22 protein-coding genes, 1 rRNA gene and 1 other annotated feature are annotated in these 25314 nt (G+C 31.3%); of the genes, 3 read left to right on the top strand and 20 right to left on the bottom strand.

Annotation, left to right across the window (positions count from 1 at the left end):
- Positions 1 to 15: 15 nt before the first annotated feature.
- Together ACI48P_RS20620 and ACI48P_RS20615 are read right to left on the bottom strand one after the other, a co-directional pair.
- Complete coding sequence (locus ACI48P_RS20620; protein WP_475219171.1) at positions 16 to 690, bottom strand: G5 domain-containing protein; 675 nt, start codon at positions 688 to 690, stop codon at positions 16 to 18.
- A gap of 131 nt (positions 691 to 821) precedes the next feature.
- The gene (locus tag ACI48P_RS20615) at positions 822 to 2522 is read right to left on the bottom strand and encodes an FAD-dependent oxidoreductase (RefSeq protein ID WP_475219169.1); all 1701 of its coding nucleotides are present in this window, start codon (positions 2520 to 2522) and stop codon (positions 822 to 824) included.
- Positions 2523 to 2739: 217 nt separating this feature from the next.
- On the opposite strand from ACI48P_RS20615, the gene ACI48P_RS20610 reads away from it, so the two are divergent.
- Positions 2740 to 3633, top strand: coding sequence for a LysR substrate-binding domain-containing protein (locus ACI48P_RS20610; protein WP_475219168.1), 894 nt, complete (start codon positions 2740 to 2742; stop codon positions 3631 to 3633).
- 256 nt (positions 3634 to 3889) lie between these two features.
- On the opposite strand, the gene ACI48P_RS20605 is transcribed toward ACI48P_RS20610, so the two are convergent.
- From ACI48P_RS20605 to ACI48P_RS20565, 9 genes are all read right to left on the bottom strand, one after another.
- Complete coding sequence (locus ACI48P_RS20605; protein ID WP_475219166.1) at positions 3890 to 5965, bottom strand: sigma-54 interaction domain-containing protein; 2076 nt, start codon at positions 5963 to 5965, stop codon at positions 3890 to 3892.
- A 93-nt stretch (positions 5966 to 6058) separates the two neighbouring features.
- On the bottom strand, positions 6059 to 7252 hold the full coding sequence (locus ACI48P_RS20600) for a M24 family metallopeptidase (protein ID WP_475219164.1): 1194 nt from the start codon (positions 7250 to 7252) through the stop codon (positions 6059 to 6061).
- Between the two features lie 51 nt (positions 7253 to 7303).
- Positions 7304 to 8866: an AbgT family transporter gene (locus tag ACI48P_RS20595; protein WP_475219163.1), complete on the bottom strand. Its 1563-nt coding sequence runs from the start codon at positions 8864 to 8866 to the stop codon at positions 7304 to 7306.
- A 36-nt stretch (positions 8867 to 8902) separates the two neighbouring features.
- Positions 8903 to 10081, bottom strand: a complete 1179-nt coding sequence (locus tag ACI48P_RS20590) for a M20 metallopeptidase family protein (RefSeq protein WP_475219162.1) — start codon at positions 10079 to 10081, stop codon at positions 8903 to 8905.
- Positions 10082 to 10113: 32 nt separating this feature from the next.
- The gene (locus ACI48P_RS20585; protein ID WP_475219161.1) at positions 10114 to 11286 is read right to left on the bottom strand and encodes a MalY/PatB family protein; all 1173 of its coding nucleotides are present in this window, start codon (positions 11284 to 11286) and stop codon (positions 10114 to 10116) included.
- 675 nt (positions 11287 to 11961) lie between these two features.
- The gene (locus tag ACI48P_RS20580) at positions 11962 to 12732 is read right to left on the bottom strand and encodes a TatD family hydrolase (RefSeq protein ID WP_475219159.1); all 771 of its coding nucleotides are present in this window, start codon (positions 12730 to 12732) and stop codon (positions 11962 to 11964) included.
- A 12-nt stretch (positions 12733 to 12744) separates the two neighbouring features.
- The gene (gene metG, locus ACI48P_RS20575) at positions 12745 to 14694 is read right to left on the bottom strand and encodes a methionine--tRNA ligase (protein WP_475219158.1); all 1950 of its coding nucleotides are present in this window, start codon (positions 14692 to 14694) and stop codon (positions 12745 to 12747) included.
- Positions 14695 to 14852: 158 nt separating this feature from the next.
- Positions 14853 to 15075, bottom strand: a binding site (T-box leader).
- A gap of 107 nt (positions 15076 to 15182) precedes the next feature.
- Positions 15183 to 15704, bottom strand: coding sequence for a spore maturation protein (locus ACI48P_RS20570; RefSeq protein ID WP_475219156.1), 522 nt, complete (start codon positions 15702 to 15704; stop codon positions 15183 to 15185).
- A gap of 2 nt (positions 15705 to 15706) precedes the next feature.
- Positions 15707 to 16282: a nucleoside recognition domain-containing protein gene (locus tag ACI48P_RS20565; protein ID WP_475219154.1), complete on the bottom strand. Its 576-nt coding sequence runs from the start codon at positions 16280 to 16282 to the stop codon at positions 15707 to 15709.
- A gap of 128 nt (positions 16283 to 16410) precedes the next feature.
- On the opposite strand from ACI48P_RS20565, the gene ACI48P_RS20560 reads away from it, so the two are divergent.
- Positions 16411 to 17841 (top strand): nicotinate phosphoribosyltransferase, encoded by a 1431-nt coding sequence (locus tag ACI48P_RS20560; protein WP_475219153.1) that lies wholly within the window; start codon positions 16411 to 16413, stop codon positions 17839 to 17841.
- 28 nt (positions 17842 to 17869) lie between these two features.
- Complete coding sequence (locus ACI48P_RS20555) at positions 17870 to 18298, top strand: Lrp/AsnC family transcriptional regulator (protein ID WP_475219151.1); 429 nt, start codon at positions 17870 to 17872, stop codon at positions 18296 to 18298.
- A gap of 49 nt (positions 18299 to 18347) precedes the next feature.
- Here ACI48P_RS20555 and ACI48P_RS20550 read toward each other — a convergent pair whose 3' ends face one another.
- The 9 genes from ACI48P_RS20550 to rrf form a co-directional block, all read right to left on the bottom strand.
- Positions 18348 to 19046, bottom strand: a complete 699-nt coding sequence (locus tag ACI48P_RS20550) for an HD domain-containing protein (protein WP_475219149.1) — start codon at positions 19044 to 19046, stop codon at positions 18348 to 18350.
- A 24-nt stretch (positions 19047 to 19070) separates the two neighbouring features.
- Positions 19071 to 19904 carry a 16S rRNA (cytidine(1402)-2'-O)-methyltransferase gene (gene rsmI / locus ACI48P_RS20545; protein ID WP_475219147.1) on the bottom strand — a complete coding sequence of 278 codons (834 nt, stop codon included), beginning with the start codon at positions 19902 to 19904 and terminating at the stop codon, positions 19071 to 19073.
- Entirely contained in the window at positions 19905 to 20657 is a 753-nt protein-coding gene (locus ACI48P_RS20540) for a tRNA1(Val) (adenine(37)-N6)-methyltransferase (protein ID WP_475219145.1), read from the bottom strand.
- A gap of 160 nt (positions 20658 to 20817) precedes the next feature.
- The gene (locus ACI48P_RS20535) at positions 20818 to 21711 is read right to left on the bottom strand and encodes a PSP1 domain-containing protein (protein WP_475219143.1); all 894 of its coding nucleotides are present in this window, start codon (positions 21709 to 21711) and stop codon (positions 20818 to 20820) included.
- Positions 21708 to 22643 (bottom strand): DNA polymerase III subunit, encoded by a 936-nt coding sequence (locus ACI48P_RS20530; protein WP_475219142.1) that lies wholly within the window; start codon positions 22641 to 22643, stop codon positions 21708 to 21710. Before ACI48P_RS20530 ends, ACI48P_RS20535 begins: the two co-directional genes overlap by 4 nt.
- A 2-nt stretch (positions 22644 to 22645) precedes the next feature.
- Complete coding sequence (locus ACI48P_RS20525; RefSeq protein ID WP_475219140.1) at positions 22646 to 23335, bottom strand: dTMP kinase; 690 nt, start codon at positions 23333 to 23335, stop codon at positions 22646 to 22648.
- A gap of 25 nt (positions 23336 to 23360) precedes the next feature.
- Positions 23361 to 24770 (bottom strand): aminotransferase class I/II-fold pyridoxal phosphate-dependent enzyme, encoded by a 1410-nt coding sequence (locus ACI48P_RS20520; RefSeq protein ID WP_475219138.1) that lies wholly within the window; start codon positions 24768 to 24770, stop codon positions 23361 to 23363.
- Positions 24771 to 24849: 79 nt separating this feature from the next.
- On the bottom strand, positions 24850 to 25041 hold the full coding sequence (locus tag ACI48P_RS20515) for a DUF378 domain-containing protein (RefSeq protein ID WP_475219136.1): 192 nt from the start codon (positions 25039 to 25041) through the stop codon (positions 24850 to 24852).
- Positions 25042 to 25210: 169 nt separating this feature from the next.
- Positions 25211 to 25314, bottom strand: a 5S ribosomal RNA gene (gene rrf, locus ACI48P_RS20510); the annotation flags it as partial.

Raw genomic sequence — 25314 nt, 5'->3', positions numbered from 1 at the left:
ATATAAAAAGATATTTTATATAGAATGAACTTCTAATGCTCCTTCTTTTATTATTTCCTTTATTGGTTTTTTAGTTATTTTTTCTGAGATTTTTTCTCTTGAAATTGGTTTATTGTCTTCATAGATTATTTTGTATGTTATTTCTTTTTCTCCATTTTCTCCTTCTCTATCTACTTCTTTTTTGCCTTGGATAAGTGTTTTATCTTTAATAGTTTCAGTAGTATATGGTATTTCTTCTGTGTCTACTACTAGTTCTTCTTTTACTCTAGTTATCTTTATTATTTCATCTTTTTGCACTTTATCTTTTAGGTCTTTGTTTACTATGTCCATGTCTCCAAGAACTATGTTACAACTTTCTAATACTTCTTCCACTGTATCTTGATTAGTTATGTACTCAGCTTGATTTCCGCCATCATCTATATTTATTTTAAATTGATTCACTATTTTAATTTCCATATTATTTTTTATTCTACTATCTAAAGATGGCTCTAATCTGCTTCCTTCTTTTAGATTTATTTTTTTACTACTTAACACTTCTTCAACTGTTCTTGATATTGTATCTATCTTTGAAGTTTGTCCATCAATGTTTATAATGATTTCTTTATTCCAACTAGAATATGTGGCTAGTATTATAGCTGTAATAGATACCATTATAACGGCTGCTCCTTTATAATTATCTTTAAACTTCATTTTAATCCCCCTTCTTTTGAATAGTTATATTTTTTCATTAGTGTATTTACATTTATATATATGTTAGGGGTTGTCTATTTATTACTTTATTAAGCAAAAAAACTACCTTATTTCTAAGGCAGTCTCTTATATTAATTAAAGTTGTATTGTGTAACTATTGGTTCTCTTCCTGTTGATTTATCATTGAAGTATTCGTATAAGCATATTCCTAAGTATCCACCAGCTACGTTGTATACTTCTTCAAATCCATTTTGTTGTAAAACTAATGATGCATTATAGCTTCTTTGTGCACTTCTACAGTGTACATATATTTTTTTATCCTTTGGTATTTCATCCATTCTATCTCTTAATTGACTTAAAGGTATGTTTACTGCACCTTTTATATTTCCATTTTCAAACTCATTTGGTTCTCTAACATCTAGTATATATTCTTCTCTTTCTACTAAATCTCTAACCTCGCCTACATACACTTGTTTAAACGTTCCTTGTAGTAAGTTACTTCCTACATATGCTGCATGATTAACTACATCTTTAGCTGTTGAGAATGATGGTGCATAGCATAATTCTAAATCTTTTAAGTCTTCTAAAGTTCCACCGAATTTTATCATTGTGGCTATTACATCGACTCTCTTATCTGCACTTCCTTTACCTATAGCTTGAGCTCCTAATATCTTTCCTGTTGGAACTTCATATATAAGCTTAAAGTGCATTGGAGATGCATCTGGCATAATTCCTACTCTGTCAGAAGGTATTACTCTTGCTACATCATATTGTATCTTTAACCCAAGAGCCTTTATTAATCCTTCATTTAATCCTGTAGATGCTGCATTGTAATCAAATACCTTTATTACTGATGATCCTATAACTCCAGAATTCTTTACAGGTATTCCATTTATATGATCTGCAACTGCTCTGGCTTGTTTTTGTGCAGGTCCTGCTAAAGCAAGCTTTGTCATAGAGTTTGTAAGTGCGTGGTATACCTCTATAGCATCACCTACTGCATATATATCCTTATCATTTGTCATGTAATTTTGATCTACTTTTATTCCACCTAATGCTCCGATTTCTAATCCACTGTCTTTTGCAAGTGTAGTTTCAGGTGCAACACCTATAGCCATCACTACTGTATCAGCTTCTACTTTTTTTCCAGAACCTAACACTACAGTATTTTCTTCAAAGCTATCTACCTTGTCTCCTACTATTAACTCTACACCATTGTCATCTAATACTTTGTGTAGTATTTGAACCATATCGTAGTCAAAAGGTCTCATTATTTGTTGAGCCGCTTCTATTAGAGTTACATTATACCCTGCTTCTCTTAAGTTTTCAGCTACCTCAACTCCTATGAATCCTCCACCGATTACAGATATATTTTTGCTATCAGACTCTTTTACAAAGTATCCTAGCTTAGCTATATCTACAACATTTCTTACTGTAAACGTGTTTACTTTCTCTATTCCTTTTATTGGAGGAACTATTGGTTTTGCTCCCGGAGATAATATTAATTTATCATAAGTTTCTTTATATTCTTTTCCTGTTATTACATCTAATACTGTTACTTCTTTGTTCGCTCTATCTATAGCCACAACTTCATTGTGAACTCTTGCATCTATTCTATATTGCTTAAAGAACTTCTCTGGGTGCATAAGAACTAAGTCCTCATGATTTTCTATTGCTCCACTTAAGTGGTATGGTAGACAGCAGTTAGAGAAAGAAACGTGCGGCCCCTTTTCAAACATTATTATTCTATCATGTTCACCTAATCTTCTTAATCTTGCAGCTGCTGACGCCCCTCCAGCAACTCCCCCAACTATTAATATCTTTTTGCTCATTATTTTTCTCCTTAAAATCATCTATATTATAATTTTTGTTTCTTCCTTACTTAACTTCTAAATTTATTTTACTATATATATAGTAGCCTGACTAATAAGGAGTTCTTATACTAAGATATTGTTTTCTTATACCCTATATTTCCCCAATAATTTGACTGATTTCTTAAAGTAAAATATAATATCTTTAGATATAATATTTTATTTAGGATGTGGTTACATGAACCTTGATCACCTACGCTCTTTTTATGCTACAGCAAAATACAAAAGCATATCAAAAGCAGCTAAAGAGCTACACTTAACTCAACCAGGACTTAGTATGCAAATACAAAGTATTGAAAATGAAATGGGTGTTAGTCTATTAAAAAGAAGTTATAAAGGAGTCGAACTTACAGAAGAAGGGAAGCTAGTTTTTGAATGCGCCGAGCAAATGTTATCCTTAGAAGATAACCTTTACGCAAACCTTATAAATCTACAAAGGAAAAATCACCCTCTTTTAATAGGTTCTTGTAAAAGTATTGGAGAATATGCATTACCATGCAGTATTTACACCTTTAAAGAAATTCACAACAACATAGAAATTTCCCTAGACTTAGACAACTCAGCTAATATAATGAAAAAACTTGAAAGCGGAGAAGTCAACATAGGAATAATCCAAGAATCAACTGCTAGCGACGACATAGTAACTATACCTATATTAGTAGACAAACTAGTACTAGTGGGTGGATATAATCAGCCAATAAACAATATAAATATTAACGAACTTAAAAACATACAACTAATATTAAGAGAAATCGGCTCTGCCACAAGAAACATACTAGAAAACCACTTAAAATCTAATAAACTAAATATTAAGGATTTTAATATCATATATTCTCTTAATTCTCAAGAGGCTATAAAAAACTCAATATCGTCTCAAAAATGTTTCTCATTCTTACCAGAAGTATCAATCAGGCAAGAAATAAGAAACCTATCACTAAAACAAATACCTGTAACAGGTTTAGATATTGAATTCAAATACTATATAGCCTACAGAAAAAATTATAAATTAAGCAAATACGAACAACTTTTTATAGACTTCATGTCTTCAAAGAAAAGATGCTTCTGTTATTAAATAATAAAGCTATTGACCATAATCAAAAGATTATAGCCAATAGCTATTTTTATATTTCTTACATTTTGTCTTTTCTTTTTATCTTTTATTTTCACTCTCCACATAGAGTTATTGTAGTAAAAAATTTTTAGGTAGATTTAGCGTAGGGTTAGATATAATAGTTCAGATGCCATTTGCAGACACGCTCTTAGTCTGCATGGCATAGAACTATTATATCTAATCCGGAGCGATAATCTCACCTAAAAATTTCCCCCCACTACAAAACCTCAACCAACTCCACCCCTTTGGGAAGTAGCTTTGTTCCACCTCTACCTTTCGATATATATATCAATCCTATACTCTCCAACTTTATAAGTATAGTTCTAACCTCCTGCTCAGATAAATTAAGACCATACTCCTCAGATTTCTCTGAAATTACCTTTCTCCCAATCCCTTTGTTTTGCACTTGGAATTCATAAATAGTCTTTAACACAAATTTAAATATCTCTATCCTATTCCCAGCTATAGCCTTAAGCTCATCATCGTAATTAGTTTGAATCTTACTAACAACAATTTCCTTCTCTAACTCTTCATATGTCTCTTCCTTAAATGAAGATGGTAAATCTTCTTTAGTAATAACCTCATCACCTATATAACTTAAATACTCTACATAGTTTTTCAGCTCTCTAATATTACCATCCCATCTATGCATCTTAAATAACTCAACAACCTCACTTGATAATCTAAACTCTCCACCAAACTCTTTTTTTGCATGTTCCACAAGGAGCAATATATCATCTCCTCTATTTCTAAGTGGAGGTAGCTCTAGTGGAAGAGTACACAATCTATAATACAAGTCTTTTCTAAACTCACCTTTAGATACCAGCTCCATTATTCTCTCATTAGTTGCTGCTATTATTCTAACATCTACCTTTATTAGTTTATCTCCACCAAGTCGCATAACTTCTCTTTCCTGAAGTACACGAAGTAACTTTATTTGAAGCATAGGAGTCATAGCTTCTATTTCATCTAAAAATAAAGTTCCCTTATGAGCAAACTCAAATAACCCTATCTTTCCACCTTTTTTAGCACCTGTAAAAGCTCCTTCTTCATATCCAAATAGCTCACTTTCCAATAAGTTATCTGGTATTGCGCCACAGTTTACCGCTACAAAAGGATTTTCACATCTTAAAGATTCATTATGAATTGCACTTGCAAAAAGCTCTTTTCCTGTACCACTTTCACCAGTTATTATTATTGAAGCATTAGACGTTGCCATCTTTTTTGCAAGAGATTTAGTTCTTTCAATTATTGGAGATTGTCCCAAAATATCATCAAAAGTATATTTTGCATAATGACCTCTCTTCAATAATTGCTCTCTCATTTTATGTTGTTTGTTTTCTACTTCTGAGAATCTTTGTAATGTGGCAAATGCCCCCATATATACTCCCATTCTTATTACAGGTCTTACTGATACTTCTATATCTACATTATTTATTTTTACTAGTTTATTATTTATTTCTTCTAAGGTTTCTCTACATTCTTCAAATGGTATCTCTAAAAAATACTCCTTTGCATATTTACCCATAACCATTTTACTCTCTTTACCTGTTATAGACTGTGCTTTTTTGTTATGTGCATATATTTTATTATTTTTATCGACACCTATTATTCCCATCTCCAGTATCTCAAGTAAAATTGAGAAATTACTTTCCAATGATATTGATTTATTAAAAAGATGATCTAAGCTATAACTTGTTCTAGGTAAGGTTTTCAGATAGTTTTTAAAGTTATCCTTTTCTAGATAATCTCCTAACCCAAGCTTTAGGGCTATCTCAACTATTGTGTTTTTTGATAAAACCCTGCTTCCTATATCTATTACTTCTTTATTTAAACAGTTTGTACATCTAGTCTCTCCTGGAGTTATTACAATATCATAATTTGGCATATACTCAATATTTTCTGGATCATATGGTATGAACTTAATCTGATTTATACCTAAGTTAGCTAAATGAGCAATCGTCTCAATAGCCATCCTTTGTGTTATATTAACAACTAGCGCAGTAGTTCCTGGTTCTATAGATTTTAATTTATCTAAACTATCATTAGATATTGTTCTTTCGATTATTACTACATCTTCTTCCTCTAAAAATCTTGCTTTTTTAAGAGTATCTCCTCCAAAAGAACAAGTGGTAACTATATATAAATCTGCTCCTGTTTTTTCAAAGCATTGTTTTTCTCCGACCCATCTTGTTTCTATATCTATAACCTCTCCAAACAGATTATTAATAATCTGAGCATAAAACATAGAGGCTTCTCTATCATAAGTTACTATACACGCTTTTTTCTTCATAAGATGTCCCCTAACTTTAAAAAGATTACTTTATTATAGCATAAAAAACCTAAGCATGAGGATTGCCCCTACTTAGGTTTATTTTATATGGTTTTATTTACAATTATTCATATTTAACCAATGAGGTGTAAGTGGAGTTAACACTTCGCACCCATCTTTAGTAACTAAAATCATATCCTCTATATTAAATCCACCAAATCCAGATATATAGCATGGAGTTTCTATACAGATTATCATACCTTCTTCTAGCGGTCTCTTTTCACTTAAAGAAACAAATGGCGCATCTGCTGTTTGAGGTCCCATACTTATACTATGACCTAAGTGACCTCTTTCATAGAATTTGAATTCAGCTTTTACATGGTTATATCCTATTTTAAATAATTCATCAAATGTTAGACCTGGCTTTATAGCTTCTATCATCAGTTTTTGAGCTTCACAAAGTCTTTCTTTTAGCTCAAATAATACTGGATGAGCTTCTCCTACTATCCAGCTTCTAGAGAAGTCTGTTGTGTAGAAGTTGGTATCTCCATTTACTCCACCATCAAATTTTACTACATCCCCATTTTTTATCTTTCTGTCTGTTGATCTACACAGTCTTCCTGAGTTTTCGCCTGCACAGAAAGATGACCATCCACTTGGGAAACATATATTAGACTCCATTACTTTATTGCAGTATATATCAAATAATTCTCTTTCTGTTATACCTTCTTTTACAAATTGACTAGTATAATTTAGTGCTTCATCTGCTACTCTAGCAAGTTGTCTGAAATAATCTATTTCATCATCTTCTTTTATAGCTCTAGATTCTAAGAATACTGGAGATATATTTACAAATTTAACTTCTGGTAATTCTTTCCTAAATACTTCATAACAATTAAATGGTAAAAAATCTAACTCTAATCCGATTGTCTTATTTTCTAGCCCTAATTCTTTTACTGTCTCTACTATAACTTCAATAGCAGTTACAAACTTTTTTGTTGAAGGTACTTCTTCATTAGCAAGTACTTCCTCAAAAGTCTTTCCTCCTACCCATGTACTGTATTTCTTAACATCACAGTCCATATAGTCAGAGAATGCTTCTGTTTCAAAGTCCATACCTATTGCTACTGGTCTTGTATTTTCTTTATTGTCTAGAACAACCGTTGCAAAGTTCGGTTGTCTAGACACTGTATGTTGATGTGAAGAATATGCAGTTATATAAGTAAAGTTTTCTGGAGAATTTACTATTGCTCCATCAATCTTATGCTGTCTTAATAATCTCTTTATTTTCTGTGTTTTTGGTTTCATAATAATCTCCTCTTCCTATACTAATAAACTTTTTATATTCTATATTTTAAATTACATTGGATAGAATAATGGTGCTCCTGGCCCTATTGGTAACTTTAATGTAAACCATACTATGAATAATAATGACCATCCTATTAAGAATGCTATTGAGTAAGGTATCATTGTTGTTATTAATGTACCAACTCCCGCTTTCTTGTCGTACTTTTGACAGAATGCAACTATTAATGCAAAGAATGGCATTAATGGTGCTATAACGTTTGTACATGAATCCCCTATTCTAAATACTAACTGAGTAAGTTCTGGAGATAATCCGATTCTCATGAACATTGGTACAAATATCGGAGCCATTAAAACCCACTTAGCAGAGTCAACTGCTATAATTATATTTAATAATGCTGTTAATACTATGAAACATAGTATTAATGGTAATCCTACGAATCCTGTATTTTCTAAGAACTGAGCCCCTGATACAGACATTATTGTTCCTAGTTTTGAATAATCAAACCATTTTATAAATTGTGCTGCAAAGAATACTAGAACTAAGAATCCAGTTATTCCTGCTATTCCTTTTATCATTAACTCTATAACATCTTTATCATTTTTAACTACTCCAGCACCTATTCCGTAGAATAATCCTGGAACTAAGAATACACCACCCATTATTGGTATTATACTACTCATGAATGGAGAAGATAATAATCCACCTGTTTCAGGGTCTCTTAGTATAGCGTTTTCAGGTAAAACTAATATTCCTATAAGTATAACATAAGCAATTATAGATATTATTGCAAATCTCATACCTCTTTTTTCTTCACCTGTTATATCTTCAACTACTGCATCTGTATCTAGCTTATATTCACCTAATCTTGGCTCAACTATCTTTTCAGTTACAAAAGTACCTACAGCTATTATTAAGAATGTTGATGCAACCATGAAGTACCAGTTTGAAGTTGGTTGTACTAAATAGTTTGGATCTAACATGTTAGCTGCTTGAGTAGATATACCTGCAAACATCGGGTCATTTGAACCTATAAGTAAGTTAGCACTCCATCCACCAGAGACCCCTGCAAATGCTGCAGCAAGACCTGCTATTGGATGTCTTCCAAAACTCATAAATATTATAGCACCTAATGGAACTAAAACAACATACCCTGTTGATGATGCTACGTTTGACATTATACCTAAGAAAATTATCATTGCTGTAACTAATCTAGCAGGCGTTACTGCCGCTACTTTTCTTAAACCTGCAGATAAGAATCCAGTTCCTTCTGCAACTCCAACACATAATATTATTACAAATACTGGCCCTAAAGCAAAGAATGATGTAAAGTTAGATATTATGTTTGTAAACATATATCTTATACCATCTGGAGATAATAAACTCTCAGCTGTTACTGTAGTTTCTACTATCGTTCCTGTTGCTTGATCAACCATGTCGTATGATACCGTAAGTCCCATAGAAGCAGCCACTGCTGACGCTACTACTACTATTGCTGATAAAATAATGAAAATTGTTGCTGGATGTGGAAGAGCATTACCTACTCTTTCTACACCATCAAGAGCTCTTAATACAAAACTCTTCTTTTGTTTTGTTGCTTGCGTATTTGTTGCCATAAGATATTTCCTCCCTTGATTGATTTTCCCTAATAATTAATTATTTAAATAGTCTATTGCTACCTGTGATAAACCACTGCTTAATAACTTTAGATTTTCATCTGAAAACTTAAATAGTGGATTATGATGAAGTACTGGTTTGCTTTCATCTTCCGCGATTCCTACAAAGAAGAAACAAGCTGGCACTTCTTGTCCAAAATATGCAAAATCTTCTCCACCCATCATAGGTTCTTTGAATGTATCTACATTTTCTTTTCCTGCAATCTCTCCTAAAGAATTCATAACTATATTAGTCATATCTATATCATTAATTACTGATGGATATTTGGCTTCATAATTAAATTCATAAGTTGCACCCTGACATGTTGTCATTCCCCTAATTATTTCTTCCATCATCTTTGGTATAGCTTCTCTAGTTTCTTTATCAAATGTTCTAATCGTTCCTTCAACTTCTACCTCGTTAGGTATTATGTTGTGTCCATTTCCACCCTGAATTTTACCACATGTAATTACTGCTGGTGTTAGTGGGCTTAGTCTTCTACTTATTATAGTTTGTAAACTACTTACAATTTGGCAAGTAATTACAATCGGATCTATAGATGACTGTGGCACTGCACCATGTCCGCCTACACCTATTACCTTAAAGTTAAAAATATCCGGAGCTGCCATCATAGGACCAGGCATTGTTCTAACCTGTCCTTCTTTTACAGAGCCCAATAAGTGGGCTCCAAATGCAGCATCTACCTTAGGATTATCTAATACTCCTTCATCTATCATTGGTTTAGCTCCACCTTCTACTTCTTCAGCTGGTTGGAAAACCAATTTTATATTCCCTTTTATTTCATCTTTTAATTCATTTAATACCATTGCTGCTCCTAGAAGTCCTGCAACATGGCCATCATGACCACAAGCATGCATCATTCCAGGTATTTTAGATTTATATTCTACATCAGCTTTTTCTTCTACTTTTAAGGCATCCATATCTGCTCTTAATAAAACCGTTTTGCCTTCTTCTTTTCCTCTTATTAATCCAACAACACCCGTCTTAGCTACCTTTGATTGTACTTCTATACCAAGCTTTTCAAGTTCATTAATAATAAGTTCTGATGTTTTAAATTCTTTAAATCCTTCTTCAGGATACATATGAATTAAATGTCTAATATCTCTTACTCTTTCATAATACTTTCCTGATAGTGATATTATCTTATCTTTCATTTTATAACCCCAATATTGTAGATTTTTATTTCTTATAATTTAGAAACTGCTTCTTTTAACTGGTTCATAGCTTTCTCTAATAATAGTCTTGAACAAGCTACGTTAAGTCTCATATGTCCTTCTCCACCTTGTCCAAAGCTTCTTCCATCATTTAATCCAAGTCCTGCTTCTTTTATAAAGAAGTCTACTAATGCATCTCCCTCTAATCCTAAATCCTTACAGTCTAACCACATTAAGTATGTACAATCAGGTCTGTTTGGCTTTACTTGAGGAATATGTTCTTTACAGAAGTTTATAATATATTCTATATTTCCTTCTAAGTATGTTAATAATTGTTCTAGCCACTCTTCTCCATGCTCAAGAGCTGCCATATTAGATACTAAACTGAATGCATTATTTCTCTTAGAATCTAATCTTCCTATTATATCTTCATATTTTTCTTTTAACTCTATGCTCGGGAATACAACTGTTGATACCTGTAATCCAGCTAAGTTGAATGTCTTTGTACAAGATATACAAGTTATTGTGTTCTTTGCAAACTCTTCAGATATTGAAGCCATTGGTATATGCTTATTATCCCAAAGTATTAAATCTGAATGTATTTCATCAGATATTACCATTACATCATTTTCTAAACATATTTGTCCTACTTTTGTTAACTCTTCCTTTGTCCATATTCTACCTACTGGATTATGAGGGTTACATAGTATTAAGTATTTAGCTCCATCTTTAGCCTTCGCTTCTAAATCTTCAAAGTCTATTTTGTAATCTCCATCTACTAATTTAAGAGGATTATATACTAACTCTCCTCCCCAATCTTCTACTGCTGTGAAGAATTCTGAGTATACAGGAGGTTGAACAATAACCTTTTCCCCCTCATTTAAGAATGATCTCATGTATTGGCACATAAAAGGCATAACCCCTGTTGCATGAGACATGTAGCTTGCATCTACATCCCAGTTATTTCTTTTCTTTTGCCATTCTTGTACTAACTCAAAGTATCTATCTGGTCTTGATACATAACCAAAAACTCCTTGGTTTGCTTTGTCTATCATTGCATCTATTATTGGCCTGGCAGTTTTTATATCCATATCTGCTATCCAAAGAGGGATTATATCTTCTCTTCCAAATTTTTTTGCTGCTTCATCATACTTAGCCGAGTTATTATTTGTACGATCTACTATTGTGTCAAAGTTATAAATCATTATTAAATCTCCTTACTATTTTTTATACTTAAAATATAAAGCAATTAGTATGCCAATTTTATAACAATGAAATCATTTTCTCTTTTTTTCGTTTATTTGTATTTTAAGTTTACCATACAAATGTTGAAATTAATTGTTTTATAGCATTTATTTAGTTAACTTGAAATTTATGTAAATTGGTGTTTATTATTGTCGTATATGCATCCTAATAAGCAATAAACCCTATAAATGGTTGATTATAAGGTTATTAATCAACCATTTATAGGGTTTATTGTATTTTATATCAACCTATTTATTTTCGTTAAATTTATATTTTAAATATCATTTTATAAGCTTTCTACTCCAAATATAACCTTTAATGTAACACTTACTACCATCATCGAACTTGTTATTATTTTTTTCATTTTTATAATTCCTTTCATGTATTAAATATATATTTTATAAACTTTTCTAGTTGTTTTGTCTTGTTATTTATACTCTTATTCTATACTAATACATAAAAATCTAATATTGATTTACATTTCACTTAGCTTACAGTTTTGAAATATTCCTATAATATTATTTTTAGTTTATTAATCTAACAATTCTTAGTATGCTGATAATAAATATAAAAAAAGAAGTGATGCTATGCATTTAACATAGTGCCACTTCTCTTTTATTATTAAAGTCTTATGATTATTTTATATTAAAGAATCTTTTTGCATTTTCTTTAGTAGCTTCACATACTTTTTCATATGATATTCCCTTTTCCTGGGCAATTTTATCAGCCACAAATGCAACTAATGAAGGATCATTTCTCTTACCTCTATGTGGCGTAGGAGCCATGTATGGCGAGTCTGTTTCTATCATTAGATATTCTAATGGAATTTCTCTAACTACCTCAACAGTTTTTTTATTATTTTTAAAAGTAACTGTTCCTGGTATAGATATATAACATCCCATCTTTACATATTCTTTAGCTAATTCAACATTCCCACTATAGCAATGAAGAACACATCCTATTTCAGGACTTTTAGTGTTTTTGATTATCTCAAAAGTATCACCGTGTGCATCTCTATCATGAATTATTATAGGAAGCTTTAGCTCATTAGCTAATTCTATTTGTTTTTTAAACCACTCTCTTTGGATTTCTCTAGGATAAGTATCATAATAATAATCTAATCCTATTTCTCCTATGGCTACTACTTTTTCATTTTCTGTAGCTAGCTTTCTAAGAGTATCTATAGCAGTATCATCTAGTTCTCCTACATCATGAGGATGTACTCCAACTGCAGCATATATGAAATCATATTTTTTAGAAAGTTCTATACTACTTATAGAACTTTCTATATCTGCACCTGGATTTACTACTAGTTCTACATGCTTTTCTTTTAAAGACTGTATTAATTCGTCTCTATCTTCATCAAATTTCTCATCATTTAGATGTGCATGTGAGTCAAATAACATAGTTTTGTCTCCTTATCTAACTTCGCTTCCTGATTTAGCACCAGTTGCAACTGGAACTATTAAATCATCTCCGTCATCTCCTGCAGCTAAGATCATACCTTGAGATTCTACTCCTCTTAACTTAACAGGCTTTAAGTTACATACTACTATAACTTCTTTTCCTACCATTTCTTCTGGCTTGTACCATTTAGCTATTCCAGATACTATTTGTCTTGTTTCTGGTCCAACTTCAACTTGAGATACTAATAATCTATCAGCCTTTGGATGCTTTTCACAGCTTAATATCTTACCTACTCTTAATTCAACTTTATCTAATTCTTCTATACCTATAAATTCCTTGTGAGTTAAAGTTTCTTCTTTAACCTCTTCTTGTGCTTCTGTTTTTCCTGAGAATAATTCTTCCAATGCTGCTACCTCCTTCTCGATGTCTAATCTTGGGAATAATGCTTCTCCCTTGAATACTTTAGTGTTTTCTCCTATAAGACCAAATGTCTTTGTGCTTTCCCAGTTAGTTAAAGCTTCTTGACCTTGTATTCCTATTTGGTCATATATTTTATTTGCTGTTGCGTTCATTATTGGGTTTATTAATGTTGCAACTATTCTTATAGATTCACATAAGTTATATAAAACTGTGTCTAATTCATCTTTTTTAGCTTCATCTTTAGCTAAAGCCCATGGCATAGTTTCATCTATATACTTATTAGTTCTTCTTATTAACTTCCAAGCATTTTCTAATGCTTCGTGGAATTGCATCTTATCCATTTCTTTTTCGAAGTTTTCCACAGATAATTTAGCTTGAGCCTTTAACTCTTCATCAAAGTTAGTTTGAGCTTTTGCCATTGGTATTATTCCACCGTTATATTTTTCAACCATTGCTACTGTTCTACTTACTAAGTTTCCTAAGTCATTTGCAAGGTCAGAGTTTGTTCTTGTTATGAAGTTTCTATGAGTGTAACTTCCATCTTGACCAAATGCAAATTCTCTTAATAAGAAATACTTAAGAGCATCTATTCCGTATCTTTCGATCATTGGTTCTGGATATACTATATTTCCTTTTGACTTACTCATCTTGTCATTAGCAAATAATATCCATCCATGTCCGTATACTTGGTTAGGTACTGGTAAATCTAATGCCATTAATAATGCAGGCCATATTATAGTATGGAATCTTACTATTTCTTTACCTACTATTTGAACATTTGCTGGCCAGAATTTCTTAAAATCTGCATCATTTTCGCTCATGTATCCTAATGCAGTTATATAGTTACATAAAGCATCTACCCAAACGTAGATTACGTGTTTTTCATCAAATGGTACTTTTATACCCCAGTCGAAAGTAGTTCTAGTTACACATAAATCTTCTAATCCTTTGTCTAAGAAGTTTGCAACCATTTCATTTTTTCTAGCTGCTGGGTAGCAGAAATCTGGGTTTTGGAATAATTCTTTTAATCTATCTTCGTACTTAGATAATTTGAAGAAGTAAGCTTCTTCTTTAGCATCATAAGTTTCTCTTCCACAGTCAGGACACTTGTTTCCTTCTAATAATTGAGATTCAGTCCAGAAACTTTCACATGGAGTACAGTACTTACCTTCGTAAGCCCCTTTGTATATATCTCCTTGCTCATATAACTTTGTGAATATCTTTTGGATAACTTCTTTATGTCTATCTTCTGTAGTTCTTATGAAATCATCATAAGATATATCCATAGTGTTCCATAAATCCTTTATTCCAGCTATCATTCCATCAAGGTACTCTATTTCTGTTTTCCCTTGAGCTTTAGCAGTTTTTTGTATTTTTTCTCCGTGCTCATCCGTTCCTGTTAAGAACTTTACGTCATATCCACAGAAACGCTTAAATCTTGCGATTGCATCTGCAGCAACAGTTGTATAAGTGTGACCTATGTGTAAGTTACCACTTGGGTAGTATATAGGTGTTGTTACATAAAAGCTTGGCTTTGTCATGTTATTACCTCCTCAAAATTCGCTTCGCTTGAGCGACTACGTCTGCGAACCACTTCATGTCGCCAACGTCAGCTCGGCAAGCTCGCATCCCGTTGCTCAAATTTAAAGCGATTTATATTATAACTTAAAATATAAAAAAACTCGCCTCCTATGAATTACATAGGGGCGAGATTATATACGCGGTACCACCCTAATTTATCTATAATAATATAGACATCTTAGTAGACTATAACGGGTCTAATCGTCTTACCTTAAGGACAAATCGTCGTTCGGATAAAAAGCTCAGAGGCCATCTTCAATAAATCTTTTAACGCTAGCTTTCACCTTACCTAGCTCTCTGTAGGAAAAATCTTTATTTACTCTTCTCTTCACTGCTTCTATAAATATTCTTAACTTATATAGTATCTATTATACACTAGTTTTGTAAATTGTTTACTATTTTTTAATGATAATTCTATACATTTTTCTGATAATTGTCAATGGCTAATCTAAGTAAATATTATGTAACAAATAAAAACGGAAGCAAGTACACCTGCTACATGACTTAACATAGCAGAGGATAATGTATGTCTTGTGTTTTTAATTTTTAAACTTCCGTAGTATATAGCCATAGTATAAAAAATGGTCTCCGATGCTCCAACGATTGTTGCTCCCATTTGCTCAACTATAGACCCTATTCCTACTCTTCCTACAAGCTCAGTATACATTCCTAAAGCTCCACTTCCTGATAACGGCTTTATTACTATTAGTCCTATTAACTCTTTAGGTATACTCATAAGATTTGCTATTGGTGTAAATATGTACTCTAAAACTTCTATTCCTTTTCCTGTTTTAAATATTCCTATGGCTAAAAATATTCCTATTATAGCTGGTGCTATAGACCACGCTGTCTTTAGTCCGTCTACTGCACCTTTTACAAAGCTGTCATATATGTCTACTTTTTTATATTTTCCATAAACGACTATGTAAAGAATAATTAATGGCACAAGTAAATTTGAAAATAGTTCCATAATTATTTAGACCTCCCTCTTAACAACCTACAGCTTGTTATAGCCACTAAAGTAGATACTAAAGTAGCAAACAAGGTTGTGAGTATAATTTCACTAGGATTTTGCGAACCCATATCCATCCTAATTTTTAACATTGTAAAGGGAATTATTTGTACTGAAGATATATTTATTACTAAGAACATTATCATATCATTACTTGCAGTATCTTTTTTAGGGTTTAAAGTTTGAAGCTCAGTCATGGCCTTTAATCCAAAAGCGGTTGCTCCATTACCTGCTCCTAACATATTTAAAGCTATATTCATTACCATATAAGACATTGCCTTGTGACCTGTTGGTACTGATGGAAATAATTTTTTCATTATTGGACTTAGCTTTTGTCCTATTTTTTCTATCAATCCAGAGTCTTTTGCAATATTCATTATACCCATCCAAAGTGCCATAACCCCAGCTATACTTATTGCAAATTCAATACCTCTTGATGCCTCATTTAAAATTACTTTATTTAATTCCCCTAAGTTATTGGAAAAAATACTTCCTATTATACCTAGGGATATCATATAAAACCATATTTTACCCATACTAATCTCCCCCCTCATAAATAATTTTATGATGCAATACCTATACTTTATACTTGAAAGTTGTACAATATTGTGTTTTATTATATGTGTGGGGTTTTTTACAATTTTTTAAATTAAGGAGAAACAAAATGAAAAATTTAACACTTCTTACTGATTTATATCAGCTTACTATGTTAAATGGATATTTTGAAAAAAATGTTCATGAAGATATTGTAGTATTTGATATGTTTTTCAGGAAAAACGCTTGTAACGGCGGATATACTATAGTTTCAGGTATAGATCAGTTTGTTGATTATATAAATAACCTTCATTTTAGTGATGAAGATCTAAATTATTTAAGAAGTTTAGACTTATTTTCTGAAAAATTCTTGGAATTTTTAAAAGATTTTAAGTTTACTGGCGATATATATTCTGTTGCTGAAGGAACAGTAATGTTCCCAAATGAGCCAATAATAACTGTTAAAGCTCCTTTATATCAAGCACAGCTAATAGAAACAGCTTTACTTACTATAGTAAACTTCCAATCATTAATAGCAACAAAAGCTTCAAGAGTATGTTTTGCTGCACAAGGAGATCCTGTATTTGAATTTGGACTTCGTCGTGCTCAAGGTCCTGATGCTGGTACTTATGGTGCTAGAGCTGCTATGATAGGTGGTTGTAAGGCTACTGCAAATGTATTGGCTGGAAAAATGTTTGATATTCCTGTAGTTGGTACTCAGGCTCACAGTTGGGTTCAAAAATTTGATACTGAACTAGAAGCTTTTCAAGCTTATGCAGATGTATATCCAGATAAATGCTTATTACTAGTGGACACTTATAATGTTTTACAAAGTGGTGTTCCTAATGCTATTACAGTGTTTAAAGATTTAGTTTCAAAAGGTCACAAACCTTTAGGAATACGTTTAGACTCTGGTGATTTAAAATATTTATCTGTTCAAGCTAAGAAAATGTTAGATGAAGCTGGATTAACTGATTTATCTATTACAGCTTCAAATGACTTAGATGAGTATACTATTACCGCTTTAAAAACAGAAGGTTCTGCTGTAAACTCTTGGGGTGTTGGTACTAAATTAATAACTTCAGCTGAGTCACCATCTCTTGGTGGTGTTTATAAATTAGCTGCTTCATATGATGGAGATACTTTAATACCTAAAATAAAAATTTCTGAAGATCCAGAAAAAATAAATAACCCAGGATATAAAAAAGTGGTAAGAATATATAATGAAGAAAACAAAGCAGAAGCAGATTTAATAATGCTTAATAATGAGACTATAGATACTTCTAAGCCTCTAGAAATATTCCATCCAACTTATATGTGGAAGAAAATTAAGTTTGAAAACTATACAGTTAGAGAGCTTCATCAACCTCTATTCTTAAATGGAGAGTGCAAACATGTAAAGAAACCTGTTATGGAAATAAGGGATTATGCTCAATCAGAATTAAGTACTTTATGGGATGCATATAGAAGACTTTCTAAGCCAAAAGTTTATAAAGTTGATTTATCTAAAGAATTATGGACTTTAAAATCAAATTTATTAGATTCTAAGAAATTTGATTAATCAAATTATCTCTAAGGGGGACTAACAAATGGATATTACAGATTACAGAATAATAGAAATACTACAAGAAGATGGTAGAGTTTCTATGAAGGATTTAGGAAAAATAGTAGGTTTAACTTCTCCTGCCGTTTCTGAAAGGGTTAAGAGATTAGAAGAAGCAGGAGTTATAGAAGGATACAAAGCTATAGTAAACCCTGATGCTTTAGGTAGGGTTATAAAAGCTTTCATACACATATCTTTAGCTAATAACAAGTATACAGAGTTTTTAGAAACTGCTAAGAAAGATCCAAGAATAGTTGAGTGTCACCATGTAACAGGTGATGACTGCTCTCTATTAAAGGTTATGGTTAAGGATATGTACGAACTAGAGGCAGTTATAGATTCTATAAAGAGAATAGGATCAACTAAAACTTCAGTTATTCTATCAACACCTATACATGCTAAGTCTATATTGTAAATTAATAGGCTATATATTAAAAGAAAAGACGATAGAAGGATTATCCTCGCTATCGTCTTTTGTATCTATAGATATAATTTGTCAAAACATATTCCATATAAGTTTTGATTATACCTTCATCTTCATTTGGATTTAGAAGCTTTCTAGTAGCAACTATATCAACATACCCTAATATAACTACTCCTATTATTTCATCACCTAGTTCATCAAATAAGTTATATAAATCCTTTTTTATCATATTATTAGTTTTATATAATCCTAACAATGTCATATGATATTTTACATATTTATATAGTATATCTATAGCATCTAAGCTTAACCCTAGTTCTTGACCTAGTTTTTTAGCTTGGGCTGATCCTACTAATTCATGACCTTTAAAATGAACTCTTCCATTGTCATCAATTGTTTTACATGCTGGTTTTCCCATATCGTGTAAAAATATTCCCAGCTTTAGTATAGATTTCTTAGTAATATTTTCTTCTAGTCTTATACTAAGATAATCATCAATCATTCCTTCTAGATGGCTAGAAAAGAAATTTTCATCTCTTATTAGGTTTTCAAATTCTTCTAAAGCGTATACTGAATGTTGAAAACAATTAACTATATGATATTTACATTCTCCAACATCTTTCATATCTTTTACTTGAGGAATAATTTTATCTAATAAATTCTCTTCATCCAGTTGGTTTATTATCTTATAAGATTCATCGCAATTTAAGCCATTTAGTAACTTTTTTTGTAGCTCCATTGACATCACTCCAAAATTTAACTTCTATAAATCTAATACTTGCTTATAAACTACATCTTTCTTTAACTTTCTTTCTTTACATACTATTTTAATAGCGTCTTTTTTGTCCATACCTTCTTCAAGTAAAGCTTCTACGTATTCTCTTTCACTAAGATCATCGTAGCTATTTTGAACAGTTTTTTCGCCTTTAAATCCATCTACTATTAAAACAAATTCACCTTTAATTTCTCTTTCATTGAAGATATTTATTACTGTTTCTAAATCTTCTCTTATTATTTCTTGATACTTTTTTGTAAGCTCTCTATTTACAGATATTTTTCTATTTCCTAGTATTTTTAGCATATCCTTTAGAGTTTCTTTTAGTCTATGTGGTGATTCATAGAAGATTATAGTTCTTCTTTCTTCCTTAACTTCTTCTAATTGCTGTCTTCTTACTTTTTTATCTCTATCTAAAAAACCTTCAAAGGCAAATTTATAAGTGTTAAGTCCAGAGCCAACTAATGCTGTTACAAATGCAGTTGCACCTGGTAATACTTCTACTTCTATATTATTTTCTATAGCTTGTCTTACTATAAGCTCACCTGGGTCAGATATTCCTGGCATACCAGCATCACTTATTACAGCTATATTTTCACCTTCTAGTAATTTATTTATTAAATAATCTCCCTTAGTATCTTTGTTGTGGTCATGATAACTAGTTAGAGGTTTTGATATTTCAAAGTGATTTAATAATCTTATACTATGTCTAGTATCTTCAGCTGCAATTAAATCGACTTCATTTAGTACTCTAAGGGTCCTATATGTTATATCTTCCAAGTTTCCTATTGGAGTTGGACAAATATATAATTTTCCGCTCATTTACATCTCTCCTATATCTTCATTTGCATATATATCTCTTATTTCTTGTGTGTAGTTTCCATCTTCTCCATAAACATATAATGGGTCTAATATCTTAAGTTCTGGTCTTCCATCTTTAACAAATTCAACTAATACTAAGTTAGGTGCTTTTCCTGCTCTTGGATGTATAAATTGTATTTGTTTAGGTTCTAAGTTATATTTTCTTCCTAATGTAGATATATCTACAAGCCTAATAGGTCTATGTATCATGAAGAACTTACCTTTAGGCATAGTTAATCTTGATGCTGCTCTTATAACATCTTCTAATGTACATTTAACCTCATGTCTTGATATCATTTTTTTGTCGTTAGGATTTTTTATTCCTCCTTCATGCATATATGGAGGATTAGATGTTACAACATGATATCCATGTACTTCTAACTCTTTATCTATTGTTTTTATATCTGCATTTACTATTCTTACTCTATCTTCTAAGTTGTTTAGCTTCACAGAACGAGTAGCCATCTCATGTACTTCTTCTTGTATCTCTACTCCTACTATATTTTTAGCTTCACTTTTTCCAGCTATAAGTATAGGTATTATACCTGTACCTGTTCCTAAGTCACAAACATTCGCTCCTTTTTTAACCTTTGCAAAGTTTGCTAATAATACAGCATCTATTCCAAAACAAAATCCAGTAGTATCCTGAATTAGTTTTAAGCCTTTCATTTGTAAATCGTCAATTCTTTCCGTTTCTTTTAATTGCACGTCCATAATTGTCTCCTCTCGTATCCCGTTGCTCAAAATTGCATAGCGCCAACGTCCGCTCGGCAAGCTCACGTCCCATTGCTCAAAATTACATGTCGCCAACGTCCGCTCGGCAAGCTCACGTCCCGTTGCTCAAAAAAGGTAGGACAAAAATCCTACCCCCGTTTTAGTCTTCTAATTTCTTTAACTCTCTTAATGTTGCTGCATCTATACCATCATCTTTACTGATTCCACAACATCCTCCGCCACATTTTTTAGGCTCTTGTAATACTTTTACTTCTTCTCTAACATATATTTTTATAGTTTTATCATTATATTCTACTTTTATTTGTTCTAATAATGGATTTATTTCTATTACTTTTCCTTTTCCATCTTCTGTCTTAACTAAAGCTCCTACAACAGGCATTTTATCTATCGCTTCAGCATATACGTCGTGCTCATATTTTAAGCAACAGAATAATCTTCCGCATATTCCTGATATCTTAGTAGGATTAAGTGATAAACTTTGATCCTTAGCCATTTTTATAGATACTGGTTGGAAATCTCCAAGCCATGATGAACAACACAGTCTTCTTCCACATGGTCCTAATCCACCAATAGACTTAGCTTCATCTCTAACACCTATTTGTCTTAACTCTATTCTTGTTTTGAACATCCCCGCTAAGTCTTTTACTAATTCTCTAAAGTCTATTCTTCCTTCTGCTGTAAAATAGAATATTAATTTATTTCTGTCAAATGTGTATTCGCAATCTATTAAAAACATAGTAAGGTCATGTTCTTTAATTTTTTGCTGGCATAATTCAAAAGTTTCTTTTGCTTTTACTTTATTTTCTGCATATATCTTAGTATCTTCTTCTGTCGCTATTCTTATGATTGGTTTTAATGGTGAAACTAACTCTGATTCTTCTATTTCTTTTGGTCCAACTACTATTGTTCCATACTCTAATCCCCTTGCAGTTTCAACTACTACATCCATATTTTTCTCTACTTCAAATTCTACTGGATCGAAGTAATATATTTTACCTGCACTTTTAAATCTTACACCCACTATCTTTATCATTTGATCACCTCATATATATTTAAAGCCATAACTTGTATACTCATATTAAAGTTACAATTGCTTCTAATCTTTTTCTTAGTCTCTTCTATTATATCAATAATCTTAGACACTTGAGAATAGCTAATTTTTCTACTCATATTTTGTAAGAATATAATCTTATCCGCATTTATTATTAAACTCTTATCAACATTTTCCTTAGACATCATAATATCTCTAAAATAATTAATCATCATATCTAATAAATTAACTATGTCCCCTCTATATTTATCAATATCTGCTGGTATATCTAGTATTTCTATTATATTCTTATCTAACATGGTTTGAATATACTTTTGGATATCTTCTCTCATTATTGCAAAATCTGCCGATTGTGATAATTCTAATGCTTTTTCTATGCTTCCTCTTGAAAATGTAGCTAAAACTATAGCTCTTTGTTCATCTATTCCAGTATCCATAAGATACTTTTTTAAATCTATTTGTGAAATAGGTAAAAACTTAATTAATTCACATCTTGATTTTATTGTATCTAATAGGGCTTCTTTGTTACTTGTTACTAAAATCATTATTGCATAATGTGGAGGCTCTTCTAATGTCTTTAAAAGGGCATTTTGAGCTTCTACAGTCATTTTTTCTGCCTGATTTATTATGTATATTTTATATTCTTTGTGAGGTTTTATAACTATGTCTGATTGTAACTTTCTGATTTGTGCTATTTTTATACTACTTCCATCAGGATATATGTTTATGTAATCTGGACTATTGTTTACATTTGAGCTATCAAGTAATATTTTTGATAGCTCCTCTGCAAACTTCTTTTTACCTATTCCATCAATACCTTCAAACATATATGCATGATTAATTTTATCATTCTTTATAGAATTGCTTATATATTTCTTAGCAAATTCCTGTCCTATAATATTTTCAAAATACATATTTACCTCTCCATAGATTCTAGCTTATCTTTAACCAATCTATAAATTTCTTCATGTATGTCATCTATACTTCTTAATGTATCATCTTCTACACAGTCTATCTTGTCCCATTTAAACTTTTCAGCTATATATAGTGAATTATTGTATGATTTTGTTAGATAGTCGATATCACTTTCATGTATATCTTTCTTCGCTTCACCTGTAAATTTGTTTCTTCTATTTTCCATAAGCTTTTTACTGAAGTCTATTGGCACATCTAAAAATACAACACAATCTGGCTTAGGTATCTTATACATATTAAACTCATAATCTACTAACCAATCTAAGTACTTGTCTCTATCTTCAATATCCATTTTAGACGCTTGGTGCACCATATTAGACGTTGTGTATCTATCGGCGATAACTATTCCACCTTGGTTATAAAATTCTTCCCATTCTGTCTTATATGAAGCGTATCTATCTGCAGCAAAGAAAGTTGATGATACGTACGGATCTACATCAGATGCATTTTTTCCAAAATCTCCTCTTAGATACATCTTAACTAAAGCTGATGATTCTGAATCATAATTTGGATATTCAACTTTTCTTATATTATATCCTTCTGATAATAGCCTTTCATATAATTTTCTAGTTTGAGTTGCTTTACCACTTGCATCAGAGCCACTCTCTATAATTATTAACTTACCTTTCATTTTTATATCCTCCGTGAAGTACTAATTAGTCTATTATTTGCATAAACTCTAAATTTGAGTCTTTTATTCCATTTACATCCATACCTTTTTCATTGCATAGAATTATATAATCTATTATTTCTTTTGTAATTATTTCTCCAGGTGACAATAAGCTTATACCTGGTGGATAAGGAATAACATATTCTCCACATATTTTTCCTATACTTTCATATATTTTAACACTTTTCTTCTCTTTATAAAATGCTTCTCTTGGACTTATTGCTTTTATCGGTATTTCTTGAGGATATTCAATATTTTCTATATATAAATTTATACTATCATTTTTTAAAATATCACTTAGCGCACCTTCTAAACATGCAAAATCATCTTCGTCATTTCCTATTGTACATATTAATAGTACACCATAATAATTACTTAATTCTACTTGAATATTATATTTTTCTCTCAAAATACCTGATAATTCATATCCTGTTAAGCCAATATTTTTACATGATATAAATATTTTTGTTTTATCATGTGTTTCACATATATCTATATTTTTATTGTTTGCAAATTTATCTTTTAGATTTTCTATTTTTACTAAAAGTTCTTTCATTAGTTTTTGCCCATGTTTTTCATATACATTTGTAGCTAATTCTAAAGATGATAGTAATATATATGATGGACTAGATGATTCTGTCATCCTTAACATATTTGCCAGTCTATTATTATCTACCCTATTTCCTTGTGTATGTATCATTGATGATTGTGTAAATGCAGGTAAAGTTTTATGAGTACTTTGTATAACTATATCTGCTCCTTGCTCTAAAGCAGACTTTGGTAGTTCATCACTTAATCCTAAGTGCGCTCCATGTGCTTCATCAACAATTACAATAATGTTATTGTCGTGCGCATGCTTACATATTTTTTCTAAGTCATAAGTCATACCATGATATGTAGGATATGTAAGTAAAACAGCCTTAGCATCTAAATTATTATCTATAACCGCTATTGCGTCTTCTATCTTTATACCCTCTAAAAGATTATTAGACCTATTTATTTGAGGATATATATATTCTGGATTTACATCCCCTAATATGCATCCATTTATAACTGATTGGTGACAATCTCTATTTACTATTATTTTATCCTTTGGATTACATGTAGACATTATAGCCGCTTCTATACCACAAGTGCTTCCATTTACTAAGTAATATGTATTTTCACTTTTAAATACTCTTGCAGTTCTTTCCTGAGATAATTTTATTGCTCCTTCTGGGGAGTGTAAATTATCTGTACCTGGAATCTCTGTAGTATCCATTTTGTATAAACTCTCAAGTATATTCTTATATCCTAATTTATCATATATTTTACCTAACTTATGACCTGGCATATGAAACGATATTAACTTTCTTTCAACTATTTCTTTCAACTCATCTATTAATAATTTATCCATTCTTATCTCCTTATATATGAAAACTAAATAAAAGCCGTTGAATATACTATCAACGGCTTTAATCTTAATAATCATAAAATCATTTTTTATACTCAGACACTATCATTGGTATTAAGTATATTCCGGACAAACCTACTACAAAGTATATCATCCTGCTTACAACTTCGTATGTTCCACCAAATACATTGCCTAAAAGATCTGTTCCAAAAGCCCCTATTCCACCCCAATTCAAAGCTCCTATTATAACAAGAATTAGTGCGATTTTTTTCATGAATACCACTCCTTAGAATATATCTCTTCTCTATAGTATTCACTTATTATCTATAAAAAATTCGCTTTGCCCAATCAACTTAGTATATTAACTACTAATTAAATAAGCTTTGCGATTAAATTTTAATTTATGGAAGTTTTGTTTGCTTTTATGTAAATAAAAAAAGATTACGTGGCTACGTCCTACTCTCCCAGGAGGTTGCCCCCCAAGTACCATCGGCGCTAAAGAGCTTAACTTCTGTGTTCGGAATGGGAACAGGTGTATCCTCTTTGC

The organism is Romboutsia sp. LXY-2 (assembly GCF_056171995.1).
This window is presented reverse-complemented; position numbering and strand designations above follow the sequence as displayed.